Here is a 13,243-nt window from a genome sequence, read left to right on the forward strand (position 1 = left end):
TGGGGTTTTCGGTTTGCGAGGCATCGTCACTCCTTGGCGACATGTTATGCCTCAAACACGAAATTAATGACAGCCCCCGGCGAGGCGAGTCCCACGTATGCCTGGCGATTCCACATGGTTCCGCTTGAGACGGAAGTTCCGGTGCCTGTGAAAAAACCGTTCTCCAGTCGAAAAACGGAATGTAGGCCCCCCCCCGAGATCTTCAACGCCTTTGAACCCCCATCGATCCGGCTGCATATTGCTCTGGTTGAATTTGAACAGGGCACTGCCCGCGCTGTTACTGACATAAGCGCCCCCTGCATCCAAGCTCCCGTACATCGTGACACCCGTTTGCGCCGAGACATTGCCTGCGAGTGAGCACATCAGTAATCCAGTTGCGATCGAGACCTTCATATTTCCCCGTCGATTCGAAACGGAAGTCCGGACAAATCGAGACTTCGTCAGTTAGTCGAGATGGTGTCGTTAAATGTTCAAATATGAACATGTAGAACAAAATTTGAGATTTCGAAGCGGATGGTTGCATACTCAAAATTTCCGAGATGCTAGTGATTTCACCAGTAGCGAAAGGGGAGGTCGTGATGGCTACAATTTCTCACTTGTGAATCAGTGTTTCGCATGTAAAACAAAGGAAGAAAATGGATACTCGGAGCACGACAGAGACCGATGCCGATTTACGGCCGGAGGGTGAGCGCCGCCGCGCGTTCCTGAAGACGACGGGCGCCGCACTTCTGTCCACATCGATCAGCAATCTCGTGCCTGCGACCGCCGCTCCGACGCAGCACATTGCAAAATCCCCTCCTGCCTCGCCACCGACGGGTTACAACGTTCTGTTCATCCTCGTCGACCAGGAACGTTACTTCGACGAGTGGCCGATGCCGGTGCCTGGACGAGAAAAGTTGAAGCGGCGCGGGATTTCGTTCGTCAATCACCAGATCGCGTCGTGTGTGTGTTCGCCGTCAAGATCGAACATCTACACGGGCCGCCATATGCAGCACACCGGCATCTTCGACAATGCGGGACTGCCATGGCAACCCGATCTGGGGCAGGACGTCCGCACGGTCGGGCATATGATGAAAGATGCCGGCTATCACTCAGCGTACTTCGGCAAATGGCATCTCAGCGCGACCATGCATGAGTCGCGCAGCCCTTACGATGCCCCCGTCGCGGATTATGCGAAGACGATGCGGGCGTATGGCTTTGACGATTACTTTGGCGTGGGCGATCTTGTCGGGGCCGCTCATGGAGGCTATATGTACGATGGCACGACGACCGAGGCGGCGGTGACATGGCTTCGGAATCGCCGACCGAACGCGAGCACCTCCGAAACGTCAGCCAAGCCTTGGTTTCTCGCGGTCAATCTGGTGAATCCGCACGACGCGATGTGGTTCGACCCTGCACCGAGGGACAAAGGGCATGCGGGGTTGCTGCCTACCCGCGGCGCGCCAAACGACAGGCTGTATGAAACGCAATGGCGAAATGTGTCGCTGCCGCCGTCGCGCAAGCAACCACTGAACGGTCAGGGGCGACCGGCAGCACACGCCATGTATGGCGCGGCGCACGCAGCGCTGATCGGCAGGTTCGACTTCAGCGACAGGAGCGTCGGCCTCTATCAAGACAATTACTTGAATTGCATTCGCGATTGCGATCGGCACGTCGCACGGATTCTGGAAGAATTGGACAACCTCGGCATTGCCGATCAGACCGTCGTGATCCTGACGTCAGATCATGGGGAGCTTGGCGGATACCATCAAATGATTGACAAGGGGGCGAACGCCTACCGCCAACAAAACCATGTGCCATTCATCGTTGCGCACCCGGCATACGAAGGTGGGAAACAATGCTCGGCCATCACATCACACGTCGACATAGCGCCCACGTTGCTGGCGTTGGCCGGGCTGCGGGAGGAAAAGGTGCGCGCCATCGCGGGAAAAGCATCGGTCGGCCGCAGTTTCGCGCATTTGTTGAAGGCGCCGGACACGGCGCCCATGGACGCCGTTCGTCCTGCAGCGCTGTTCAACTATGCGATGCTGCTGTATTACGACAGCGAATGGATGCTCGCGGAGTTCAACACCATGCGGCAACGCGGTGTGCCGCCGCAGGAGATGCATCGACGCGCACGCGCCCTGCAACCCAATCTAACGCTCAGGGGGGCGATACGGAGTGTATTTGACGGTCGTTATCGTTTCAGCCGGTATTTTGCGTTGTCGGATTTCAATCGTCCGACGACATTGGATGCGTTGATGCAACACAACGATCTGGAGCTTTACGATCTTCAATCGGACCCGGACGAAATGAATAATCTGGCGTCGCAGCCGGGGCGATATGGGACCGAGCTGCTTGCGATGAACGGCAAACTGAATGCCCTTATCGACGCGGAAGTCGGCGAGGACGCCCTAAGCAGTCTGCCGTTCATCGACAACCGGCTGCAGTTTAATTTCCGGAAACATTCATAGCGAGGCGCTACCGGTGTGGGCGACTTGGCGCAAGCGCTTCCTTTACCCCGGCACGCGATCCAGCGCGGCCAACACGTCTTCCGGGCGAATCTCCCGGGTGCACTCGAACGCGCGCGGCGTGTCGCGATGCCGTGGGCACCAGTGAAAGTCGTCGTGGTTGAAGCGCAGCGCCGGGTCGTGCCAGCAGCCGGTGCAGACGTCGCGCGCAATCACGCGGTAGGGCGTGGCGAACTCGTTGTGCGGCAGGGTGAAGCCTGAGATCAGCACCGTGGGCGTGCCCATCGTCCACGCGAGCCACGACAGTCCGCTCGACAAGCCGATAAAGGCACTCGCGTGCATCAGCCAGCGCGCGCGTTCGGTCAACGGCAAGTCGCCCGTGGCATCGATCGCGCCCGCCGGGATCGACTGCCAGAAATCCCCCTTGCCGTGCCGCGCCTTCTGATCGATGCACACGACCTGCATACCGCGTTCTCGCAGTCCGGCCACAACCGCATCCCATCCCGCCGGCCGATTCCAGTATTTGCATTGCGCGGTGCTTTGCACGGCGATGCAGACGTAAGGTGCCGCCATCGGCCGCGATGTGTCCGGCAACACCGTTTTCGCGCGCGCCTCGGCATCCTCCACGCCAAGAATGTGCGCCGCCGTGCGATGTAGCCCCGTCGCGCGGAAGTCGCGCGGTTGTTTCACGAGTGCCACGTCGTCGAAAAACAGGCCGATGTTGTACGTCGCGTAATACTTGCGTCGCTCCACCTTGTCCTGCGCGACGAAATCGACGTCCGGATACGCGTCGCGGAACAAGGCCGCCACCGCCGGGGTGACGACGCAGGCGAGACGGCACCCATGCACTTGTGCAAAACGCAGCGCGTAAGGCAGCCAGCCGAGCACATCGCCCAGGGCGGCCAACGGAAACTGGACCAATACCGCTTGATCGCGGGCATCGTAGCGATGCGCAAAGACCTCCACGTCGTTCAGCCAGATCGTGATGCCATAGCGCACAAAATACTTGGCCGGGCTGCGCACCACCCCGGACGAGAGCGAGACGTCGGTCAGTGTGCTGTCGTCTCGCAGGTCGCTGATCCGCACGCGCCACGGCAGCGGCTGACCGAAATCGGGAATGACCACGCGTGCGCCGTCGTTGAAGTCGAAGCGCAGGCCGGCCGGGCCGACTTGGGTGGGCAGCAGGGCCGGCGACAGGAAAATCTGGTGCGGTGAGGGCGCAAACGGCGTGACTGCCGGCGAATGGTCGGCGGGTGCGGTATCGGAGTGAGGCGGGGCAGGCACGGCGTGGGTCATGCCCGACACCATACGCCGGACATGGCGCGAGCGATCGCGCGGCGAACGAGGCGAAAAGGGTCTATTTCGGGAAATTGGACGGTTTTGGCGTCTAAAGGCCTTTCAGACCCTTTCGGCAATCCGTCCGTTAGCAGGCGCGCAGGCGCGTTCGACGACGCCAAGCCGTGTCTACGGCCCTGCGCGAACGAAACCGCCGCCACAGCCGTAGAGGCAAACGCTCAAGCCGCGCCAGCCACCACCTGGTACTGCGCGCGCAGCGCCTGCGTGAACAGGCGATGCGTCTCGCGCGGATTCTCTCGACGCGTGAACATCGCCACGGGCGGCAGCGTCCATGTGAGCGACCAGGGCACGATCGCCACGCCGGCGATACGCACCAGCTCCTCGGCAATGTCGGCCGGCAGCAGCGACACCGCGCGCTCGCTGCTGGCGAGCAACTCCCCGGTCAGACGCGACGAAAAGCTCTCGACCACCGGCACCGGCGGCACCACACCCGCGTGCAGGAACAGATCGGATAACTGGTCGCGCATCGGTGTGTGGGGCGCGCCCATCACCCAGTCGAGTTCGGCGAGCTGCGCCCACACCGGGGCCGTTCGTCCGAGCCGGGCGGCCAGACGGCGGTTGGCGACAACGCGCGGCATCTGGTGATGCAGCACTTCGAATTGCACCTGCGTCAGGTCGAGGTCGGCCCCCGCGCGTCCGATCACGACGTCGAGCGAGTGGTCGCGCAGTTGCGCCATCAGCGATTCGCTGGTGCCTTCCTGGAGGGTGACGGTCAGTCGCTGGGGAATCTCGGCGAGCGTTTGCTGAATCGCGGCAGCCAGCGTCTTGCCGGAGATGTAGGGAATCACGCCCACCTGCAGTCGCGCCGCGTGTCCGGACATCACGGCCTCGATGTCGCGGGTCAGGTGATCCAGGTCGTGCACCATCGCCTGCGCACGCGCGAGGACGACGTCGCCGAGCGGCGTGGGTGTCATGCCGCGCGGCGTACGGTCGAACAGCGGGCCACCGAGCATGCTTTCCAGCTCCGCGAGGGCACTTGTGACCGCCGGCTGACTCGTCGCCATATGCTCGGCCACTCGCGTGAGCGAGCCGTGCTGCTGAATTTGCAGCAACAGCACGAGATGACGCATCTTGAGCCGAGTGGTCAACCGCCGGACCACTTCCCCCGTATCGAAAGGCACCGCCCCCATCTGTCCCCAATCCCCTGAAACCCCCCGATGCTCCGGGCTTATAACGAAAACGTGATGCCCCCATAGTAATTCAGAATCGTCCCCCGCTGGCGGCTCCCTAGAATGGCTTCACCTCTGATGCGCCAGGGCGGTAACCGTCTCCAGAATGGTCCGCGGCGCAAGGCAGAGCCGAGACATCGACCGAGGACGACACCCCCATGAGCCAAAGTAACGATCACCAGGCCGCCCTGGAATATCACCAGTTCCCGACCCCGGGCAAGATTTCCGTGACGGCCAGCAAGCCGCTCGTCACGCAGCGCGATCTGGCGCTCGCCTACACCCCGGGCGTCGCCATCCCGTGCCAGGAAATTGCCGCCGATCCCGCGCAGTCGTTCAAGTACACCGGTCGCGGCAATCTGGTCGGCGTGATCACGAACGGCACGGCCGTGCTGGGTCTGGGCAACATCGGCGCGCTTGCGTCCAAGCCGGTGATGGAAGGCAAGGCCGTCCTCTTCAAGAAATTCGCCGGAATCGATGTGTTCGACATCGAAATCACCGAGAGCGACCCCGACAAGCTGGTCGAGATCATCGCGAGTCTCGAAGCCACGTTCGGGGGTATCAACCTCGAAGACATCAAGGCCCCGGAGTGCTTCACCGTTGAGCGAAAGCTGCGTGAACGGATGAAGATCCCCGTATTCCACGACGATCAGCACGGCACCGCCATCACCGTTTGCGCCGCGTTCATCAACGGCCTGAAGGTCGTGGGCAAGGACATCCGCGAAGTCAAGGTCGTGACCTCGGGCGCCGGCGCCGCCGCGCTTGCCTGCCTGGACCTGATGGTCGACCTGGGCCTGCCGGTCGAGAATGTCTGGGCAACCGATATCGACGGCGTGGTCTACGAAGGCCGCACGGTGGGCATGGACCCGGACAAAGCGCGCTTCGCGCAGCCGACCGACAAGCGCACGCTCGCGGAAGTGATCGAGGGCGCCGACGTGTTCATCGGCCTGTCCGCCGGCGGCGTGCTAAAGCCGGCAATGCTTAAGACAATGGCGGCGCGTCCGCTGATTCTGGCGCTCGCCAATCCGACGCCGGAAATTTTCCCGGAAGAAGCCCGCGCCGCGCGCGACGACGTGGTGCTCGCCACCGGCCGTTCGGACTTCCCGAACCAGGTCAACAACGTGCTGTGCTTCCCCTACATCTTCCGCGGCGCGCTCGACGTGGGGGCGACCACGATCACGCGCAACATGGAAATCGCCGCCGTGCACGCGATTGCCGCGCTGGCCCAGGAAGAGCCGAACGACTCCGTGGCTACCGCCTACGGCGCGTATGACCTGTCGTTCGGGCCGGAATACTTGATCCCGAAGCCGTTCGATTCGCGTTTGATCGTACGCATTGCGCCGGCCGTGGCGCGCGCCGCCATGGAAGACGGTGTGGCTACGCGTCCGATGGCCGACTTCGACGCGTATGCCGATCAGTTGCAACAGTTCGTGTACCACTCGGGTGCGTTCATGAAGCCGATCTTCTCGGCGGCCAAGCAACTCGTGCGTGACGGCGGCAAGTCGCGCATCGTGTTCGCGGAAGGCGAGGAAGAACGCGTGCTGCGTGCCGTGCAGGTGATCGTCGACGAAAAGCTGGCGCGTCCGATCCTGGTGGGTCGCCCGGAAGTGCTGCTCGCGCGCATCGAGAAGTTCGGCCTGCGCCTGCGTCTGGGCGAGGACGTCGAAGTCACCAATCCGTACTACGACGAGCGCTTTCACCAGTACTGGACCAACTACTGGGAGCTGCGTTGCCGTGACGGCATCACTAAGGAAATGGCGCGTGTCGAGATGCGCCGCCGTCTCACGCTGATCGGCGCGATGATGGTGCGCCTGGGCGATGCGGACGGCATGATCTGCGGCACCGTGGGCGCGTATCACGACCACCTGCGCTTCGTCGACGAAGTCATCGGCAAGCAGCCGGGCGCGAATACGTACGCGGCGATGAACATCCTGCTGCTCGACAAGCGCACCGTGGCGCTCGTGGACACGCACGTCAACGATGACCCGACGGCCGAGCAGATCGCCGAGTTCACGATGGCCGCCGCCAAGCAGATGTCGTGGCTGAACCTGAACCCGAAGGTCGCGCTGCTCTCGCGTTCGAATTTCGGCTCGGGCAGTGCCGCGTCGGGGACGAAGATGCGTCGTGTACTGGACATGGTCAAGGCGCAGGCGCCGGAACTGGAGATCGACGGCGAAATGCACGGCGACTGCGCGCTCGACGAAGGTCTGCGCAGCCGCATTCTGCCGCAGTCGCGTCTGAAGGGCGCGGCCAACCTGCTGGTCTGCCCGAACGTCGATTCAGGCAACATCGCCTACAACCTGCTCAAGACGGGCGCGGGCAGCAATGTGGCGGTGGGACCGTTCCTGCTGGGTGTCGGAGCGCCGGTCAACGTGCTGACGTCCAGTTCGACCGTGCGACGCATCATCAACATGACGGCGCTGACCGTTATTCAAGCCAATCGCGACTGATGGCGATACGGGGTTCACGCTTGGGGAGCATTTCCTGGGTGTGACACCCCCCGTCACGGCCCCGGCCGGTCCGGCAGACGTATCGATCCGATGCGCTGCCGGCCGCGCCGGGGCTTTTTTCGTTTTCACACTGCGCGGCGCGAATCAGTTGCGGTGGTCGCGGCCGTGATCTCGGCCGTCGTGACCATGGCCGCGGCCACGATCGTGGTCGTCACGACGATCCGGTCCCCGGCCGCGATCGCCACGATCCCAGCCGCCGCGACTCAGTGCCCAGCCGTGCGGGCCCTGATGCCAGGCCGGCGCGCGATACGCGTAGCCCGGACGGTCACGTTCCCAGTGACCGCCACGCCACTCGTGGCGATGGCCGTCCCAGTCCCAGAAACCCGGCGCCCAAACGTATCCGACGCGCGGCGGCGGCATCGGCTCATAGCGCGGCGCCGGCGGCGCGCCGATGTTGATGGACACGCCCACCTGTGCATGGGCCGGTGCGGTGGCGATTCCCCCGAGCGTAGCGGCAACGAGGGCAACGGTCAGCGTCAGTTTTTTCATGATGACTCCCTTTGAGTTCGATTTTTGGGTACGTCTTTATCGTAAGAGGAGCCGCGTCCGCCGCGAAGCGAATAGTCGTAAGAAAGTGTTGGAATTGTTTCGTTTTGTTCGTCGAAACAAAACTTGAGCGCAATGTTCGCATGGCCTAACAGACGCTCGGGAGCGCCTGCGGGTCGGGGCGAACGCCGAGGCATCACGGCTTCGGCGCGTGCTGATGGCGATATTCCTGCGTGCGTCCGCCGTAACCGTAAGCCGAGCCACGCGCATCGATCACGTGGATATATGAGCATTCGTGAACGTTGCCTAGCAGGCCCGACAATGTTTCGAACACCTGAGCAATGAACTGCGCCTTCTCCGCTTTCGTGTTCGTCTCGTCGGTCACGCTGATGTCCAGATGGAAGGCGTTCTTCCCTTGCGCCGAGAGCGGCGCTCCGCCGATGAACCAGCGCGCGTGCGGAATATAGTCGACGGTCACGGCAATGACCTCCGGCGCCTTGTGCAGCGTATTGACGGTCAGTTGCGAGACCGCGCGAACGGCGTTGCGCGAGAGGGTGTCGTCGGGCGTGCCCGAAAGTTGCAAAACGATGTGCGGCATGGTGCGGCTCCCAAACGTTGAGTGATGTGAAGACAACGCCCTCAGTCTAGGGAGAGGATTGACATCGGAAAAGCTGGAATTTACGATCTTATCCATCGTTTTTGTGAATGGATGAAGTCATGGTGCCCGGTTTCGATTTCGATCAGTTGCGTACCTTCGTTGCGGTGGCCGAGGCGGGCAGTCTGTCGGCCGCCGCGCCGCGCGTGTTCCTGTCGCAGTCGTCGGTGAGCGAGCAGATGCGCAAGCTCGAAGCGCGCATCGGCGTGACGTTGTTCACCCGCGGCAAGTACGGCGTGAGTACGACGCCGGCGGGCGAGCGTCTGCTCGACCACGCGCGGCAGTTGCTCGCGCAGTCCGAACGGGCGTGGCATGACGTGCGCGGATTCTCCCTCGCCGGCGAGTTGCGGCTGGCGATCACGGACTACTTCCGTCCGGCCGACGTGGCTCGCATGCTGCGGCACCTCGGCGTGGCTTATCCGTCGCTGCGCATTCACGTCACGATATTGAAAAGCGGGGAGATCGAGGCGGGCTACGACACGGGCGACTTCGACATCGGTCTGTCGATGCGCGTGCTCGGCAAGGCGCTCGGTCGCGATGCGGTGGCTGGCACACGCACATTGGGCCGAGAGTCGCTCGAGTGGGTCGCGTCGCCGGATCTCGTTCTGGTGGCCGGTGCGCCGCTACCGCTGCTGGTGCTGCCCGATAGCTGCGCGCTGCATCGCTTCACCACGCAATGGCTTGACGACCACCGCGTGCCCTACACGATTGCGCACGTGGCCTCGGGCGTGGCGGGGCTGCAGTTGGCGTTGAGTGCGGGGCTCGGGGTGGCGTGCCTGAATGCGTCGGCGTCGGGGCCGTCGCTTGTGCGGATCGAGACATTGATGCCCGGGCGGCGCCTGCCCGCGCTGCCGGACGCCGAATTTCATCTGCTTCCCGCGCGCCGTGGCGAGCCCGAGTGGGTTACGCAGGCGCGCGACGCGTTGGCCGAGCAGCTTACAGCGCGTTGAGGGGGATCTTCAGATAGCGCGTGCCGTTGGCTTCCGGCGCGGGCATGTCGCCCGCACGGATGTTGACCTGCACGGCAGGCAGAATCAGCGTCGGCATCTCGAGCGTCTTGTCGCGGGCCTCACGCATGGCGACGAAGGTGTCCTCATCGATGCCGTCGTGCACGTGGATGTTGGCGCGCCGTTGCTCGTCCACGGTCGTTTGCCAGTTCGCCGCGCGTCCGGCGGGCGGATAGTCGTGACACATGAACAGGCGCGTCGGCGCCGGCAGCGCCAGCAGGCGGCGGATCGAGCGGAAGAGCGTGTGGGCATTGCCGCCGGGGAAGTCGCAGCGCGCTGTGCCGACATCGGGCATGAAGAGGGTGTCGCCAACGAACACGGCGTCGCCCACGTGATAGGCCATGTCTGCCGGCGTATGGCCGGGAACGAACATCGCTTCGGCCTGCAGGGCGCCAATGGCGAACGTCTCGCCGTCTTCGAACAAATGGTCGAATTGCGAGCCGTCTGGCGGCACGTCGGCGCCCAGATGGAACAGTGTCTTGAAGACGTGCTGCACCTCCCGGATGTGCGCGCCGATGGCGATGCGTCCGCCCACGCGTTCCTTGAGCCAGCGCGCCGCCGACAGGTGATCGGCGTGCGCATGCGTCTCGAGAATCCAGTCGACCGTGAGCTGGTGTGCGGCCACGAAGTCGAGCACGCGCTCGGCCGATTCCGTATGTGTTCGGCCCGCCTTGGGATCGTAGTCGAGCACCGGATCGATGATGGCCGCGCGTGAACCCGGCGCATCGAACACGACATAGGTCACCGTGGAGGTGGTGGTGTCGAAGAACGCTTCGATGTTGGCGCGCGTAGCTGACATGATCGGCTCCTGCATTAATTTATTCATTGATATATTATAGTTTGGTATAGTGTTTGTGTCGACGCGACATCTCGCCACGTCGCAATGTTCTGAATTGTTCGATCCTGCCATGCCAAGAGTGACTGCGCTATCCCCTGTCGACCGGGCCACCGCCACCGCGGACGCCGCACCGCTGGATGTCGCACGCTTGCGCGCCGCCGCGTGCGATGCCACCGCGCTGCTGCGTGCGCTGGCCAACGAAGACCGCCTGCTGATTCTGTGCCAGCTCACACAGGGCGAACTGTCCGTGGGGGAGCTGGAGGCGCAGCTCGACATTCGGCAACCGACACTCTCACAGCAGCTCGCCGTGCTGCGTACCGAGTCGCTGGTGACGACCCGGCGCGACGGCAAACGTATTTACTATTCGGTCGCCGATGGCGCAGTGCTTGCCGTACTGGCATGCCTCTACGACCAGTTTTGTCCGAAATCCTGATTAATTGACGGGACGCTCCGCACATGACCCTCGATACCCTTAACTTCACTCCATGGACCGCGTTGGCCGGCGGTTTGCTCATTGGCGTTGCCGCCGTCTGGCTGATGCTGGCGACCGGGCGCATTGCGGGCATTTCCGGCATTGCCGGTGGCCTGTTGCGTCCTCGCGCCGGCGATGTGGGCTGGCGCGTCGCCTTCGTCGTCGGATTGATGGCTGCCCCTTGGGCGTACCGCGCCGTGGCCGTCGTGCCCACCGCGCAGATCGACGCCAGTGCCGCCATGCTCGTGGCGGCGGGTGTGCTGGTCGGCTTCGGCACGCGACTGGGGTCGGGCTGTACGAGCGGCCACGGCGTTTGCGGTTTGTCGCGGTTGTCGTGGCGCTCGCTCGTCGCCACGCTGTGTTTCATGGCGATGGGTTTCCTGACTGTGTTCGTCGTGCGCCACGTGCTCAATCTGGGAGGTGCGGCATGAAGAAGCTGCTTTTTGCGTTCATTGGGGGCCTCATCTTTGGGCTGGGGCTGATTCTTGCCGGGATGGCGAATCCGGCGAAAGTGCTGGGTTTTCTCGATCTGGCCGGCCGGTGGGACCCGTCGCTGGCGTTCGTGATGGGCGGGGCCATCGCGGTGGGGCTGGTCGGGTTCCGGCTGGCGCGCTCGCAGGCACTGGCCTGGACGGGCGAGCCGCGCGCCTGGCCGGGGGCGAAAGGTTTGGACAAACAGTTGGTGCTCGGGGCGCTGACGTTCGGCGTCGGTTGGGGAATCGCGGGGATATGCCCGGGGCCTGCGCTGGTACTGCTCGGCGCCGGATCGGGCAAGGGGCTGCTGTTCGTCGTCGCCATGATCGCCGGCATGGCGCTGCACGCGGTCATGACACGGGCCGACGCGAAGTAACGCGCGCGGCTCAGTGCTTTCTCGCCAACTCCGTGCCCGCGTCGGCGGACAGTTGGCGGGTGACCGGAATCGATAGCCAGGAGAACAGGCCGATCACGAGGAACGCCGGCAGGAAATCGCGGGTGGTCAGGTGTTCGTGGCCGGCCAGCCGGCTGCTCGCCTGCAGCACCATCCCCGAAATCGTCACGCCCAGCCCCAGCGACAATTGCTGTATCACGCTCGCAAGGCTCGTGGCTCGACTGGCGTCGGCACTGGCAATATCGGCGTACACGATCGAGTTGAGGCAAGTGAACTGCAGCGACGGGAAGAAGCCGCCGAACGCCACCACGGCAAGCATCACGATCACCGGCGTGTCATGCGTGAAGAATCCATAAGACGACAGCGCCAGACCGGCCAACGCCGCATTGACGATCAGCACGCGGCGAAAGCCGAATTGCGCCAGCACGCGCTGCGCAATCGCCTTCATGAAAATCGCCCCGAACGCCGACGCGCAGGTAATCATGCCGGATTCGAACGGATCCATATGCAGCCCCTCCTGCAGCGCCAACGGCAGCAGAAACGGCACGGCCCCCAATCCGATACGAAAGAGCGATCCGCCGACGACGCTGGCGTGGAATGTCGGGATGCGCAACAACCTGAGGTCGAGCAGCGGCGCTTCCATGCGATTGGCGTGACGCCAGTAGGCATAGACAAAGATCGCTCCCACGGTGCACAGGGTGACGACAACGCTGCCGTCGATGTGGGGTTCGCCGATCATGGCCAGCCCCAGCATGAGCAGGCCGCTGCCGAGCGCGGAGAGGACGAAGCCGAGCGTGTCGAGGCGTCCGGCGTCGCCGCCGCGCTCGTTGTCGATGTATTTGCCCGCGAGGTAGATGCCGAGCAGGCTCACCGGAATGTTGACGAAGAAGATCCAACGCCAGTGTAAATAGGCGGTGATCGCGCCGCCCAATGGCGGGCCGATGACCGGGCCCAGCAGTGCGGGCATTGTCAGGTAGCCGATGGCCTTGACCAGATCGTGCTTGGGCACCGCGCGAAAGATCACGAGACGGCCGACCGGCACCATCATCGCCCCGCCCACGCCTTGCAGGAAGCGGGCGAACACGAACGTCGGCAGCGAAAACGACAGCGCACAGAGGATCGAGCCGGCCATGAAGATGCCAATCGCCGTGCGGAAGACGTTGCGCGCGCCAAAGCGATCGGAGACCCAGCCGCAGATCGGAATGAAGATGCCGAGCCCGACCACGTAGGCGGTGAGCGCCAGCTTCAGCGAAATCGGGTCTTGATGGAGATCTCGCGCCATGGCGGGCAGCGAGGTGGTGATCACCGTGGCGTCGATGTTCTCCATGAACAGGGCGCAAGCGATGATGAGCGGAATGATGACAGCGCGCGACACAATGGGGGAACGGTTGGCGCAAAGACCCGGATTGTCCCACGATTTAAGCGGTTGCTTCAA

Annotated in this window: 13 protein-coding genes; 6 read left to right on the top strand and 7 right to left on the bottom strand. The window is 63.4% G+C overall.

What is annotated here, in order from left to right; translation table 11 throughout:
• Positions 1–63: 63 nt before the first annotated feature.
• On the bottom strand, positions 64–393 hold the full coding sequence (locus tag PSO31014_RS15890; protein WP_425494882.1) for a porin: 330 nt from the start codon (positions 391–393) through the stop codon (positions 64–66).
• 242 nt (positions 394–635) lie between these two features.
• Between PSO31014_RS15890 and PSO31014_RS15895 the strand changes: the two genes are divergently transcribed.
• Positions 636–2,453 carry a sulfatase family protein gene (locus tag PSO31014_RS15895; RefSeq protein WP_150552503.1) on the top strand — a complete coding sequence of 606 codons (1,818 nt, stop codon included), beginning with the start codon at positions 636–638 and terminating at the stop codon, positions 2,451–2,453.
• A gap of 42 nt (positions 2,454–2,495) precedes the next feature.
• Here the strand turns inward: PSO31014_RS15895 and PSO31014_RS15900 are convergent, their stop codons facing one another.
• Both PSO31014_RS15900 and PSO31014_RS15905 read right to left on the bottom strand, forming a co-directional pair.
• Entirely contained in the window at positions 2,496–3,746 is a 1,251-nt protein-coding gene (locus tag PSO31014_RS15900) for an autotransporter strand-loop-strand O-heptosyltransferase (RefSeq protein WP_246176701.1), read from the bottom strand.
• A 218-nt stretch (positions 3,747–3,964) separates the two neighbouring features.
• A complete protein-coding gene (locus PSO31014_RS15905) occupies positions 3,965–4,927 on the bottom strand; it encodes a LysR family transcriptional regulator (RefSeq protein ID WP_150552637.1) in 963 nt (320 codons plus the stop codon).
• Between the two features lie 206 nt (positions 4,928–5,133).
• Between PSO31014_RS15905 and PSO31014_RS15910 the strand changes: the two genes are divergently transcribed.
• Positions 5,134–7,422: an NADP-dependent malic enzyme gene (locus PSO31014_RS15910; RefSeq protein WP_150552505.1), complete on the top strand. Its 2,289-nt coding sequence runs from the start codon at positions 5,134–5,136 to the stop codon at positions 7,420–7,422.
• Positions 7,423–7,566: 144 nt separating this feature from the next.
• Here PSO31014_RS15910 and PSO31014_RS15915 read toward each other — a convergent pair whose 3' ends face one another.
• Both PSO31014_RS15915 and PSO31014_RS15920 read right to left on the bottom strand, forming a co-directional pair.
• A complete protein-coding gene (locus PSO31014_RS15915; protein ID WP_150552506.1) occupies positions 7,567–7,971 on the bottom strand; it encodes a YXWGXW repeat-containing protein in 405 nt (134 codons plus the stop codon).
• A 193-nt stretch (positions 7,972–8,164) separates the two neighbouring features.
• Positions 8,165–8,566 carry a tautomerase family protein gene (locus PSO31014_RS15920; protein ID WP_150552507.1) on the bottom strand — a complete coding sequence of 134 codons (402 nt, stop codon included), beginning with the start codon at positions 8,564–8,566 and terminating at the stop codon, positions 8,165–8,167.
• A gap of 122 nt (positions 8,567–8,688) precedes the next feature.
• Between PSO31014_RS15920 and PSO31014_RS15925 the strand changes: the two genes are divergently transcribed.
• A complete protein-coding gene (locus PSO31014_RS15925; RefSeq protein WP_150552638.1) occupies positions 8,689–9,573 on the top strand; it encodes a LysR family transcriptional regulator in 885 nt (294 codons plus the stop codon).
• Here the strand turns inward: PSO31014_RS15925 and PSO31014_RS15930 are convergent.
• Positions 9,560–10,429, bottom strand: a complete 870-nt coding sequence (locus PSO31014_RS15930; RefSeq protein WP_150552508.1) for an MBL fold metallo-hydrolase — start codon at positions 10,427–10,429, stop codon at positions 9,560–9,562. The genes PSO31014_RS15925 and PSO31014_RS15930 overlap by 14 nt on opposite strands.
• A gap of 109 nt (positions 10,430–10,538) precedes the next feature.
• Here PSO31014_RS15930 and PSO31014_RS15935 point away from each other — a divergent pair, with 109 nt between their 5' ends.
• The 3 genes from PSO31014_RS15935 to PSO31014_RS15945 are packed head-to-tail and all read left to right on the top strand — an operon-like array spanning position 10,539 to position 11,790.
• The gene (locus PSO31014_RS15935) at positions 10,539–10,901 is read left to right on the top strand and encodes an ArsR/SmtB family transcription factor (RefSeq protein ID WP_150552509.1); all 363 of its coding nucleotides are present in this window, start codon (positions 10,539–10,541) and stop codon (positions 10,899–10,901) included.
• A gap of 23 nt (positions 10,902–10,924) precedes the next feature.
• The gene (locus tag PSO31014_RS15940; RefSeq protein ID WP_150552510.1) at positions 10,925–11,371 is read left to right on the top strand and encodes a YeeE/YedE family protein; all 447 of its coding nucleotides are present in this window, start codon (positions 10,925–10,927) and stop codon (positions 11,369–11,371) included.
• The gene (locus tag PSO31014_RS15945) at positions 11,368–11,790 is read left to right on the top strand and encodes a DUF6691 family protein (RefSeq protein ID WP_150552511.1); all 423 of its coding nucleotides are present in this window, start codon (positions 11,368–11,370) and stop codon (positions 11,788–11,790) included. The genes PSO31014_RS15940 and PSO31014_RS15945 overlap by 4 nt, the downstream gene beginning before the upstream one ends.
• A 10-nt stretch (positions 11,791–11,800) precedes the next feature.
• Here the strand turns inward: PSO31014_RS15945 and PSO31014_RS15950 are convergent, their stop codons facing one another.
• A complete protein-coding gene (locus PSO31014_RS15950) occupies positions 11,801–13,243 on the bottom strand; it encodes an MFS transporter (protein ID WP_425494883.1) in 1,443 nt (480 codons plus the stop codon).

This window comes from Pandoraea soli (genome assembly GCF_902459595.1).
Taxonomy (GTDB): domain Bacteria; phylum Pseudomonadota; class Gammaproteobacteria; order Burkholderiales; family Burkholderiaceae; genus Pandoraea; species Pandoraea cepalis.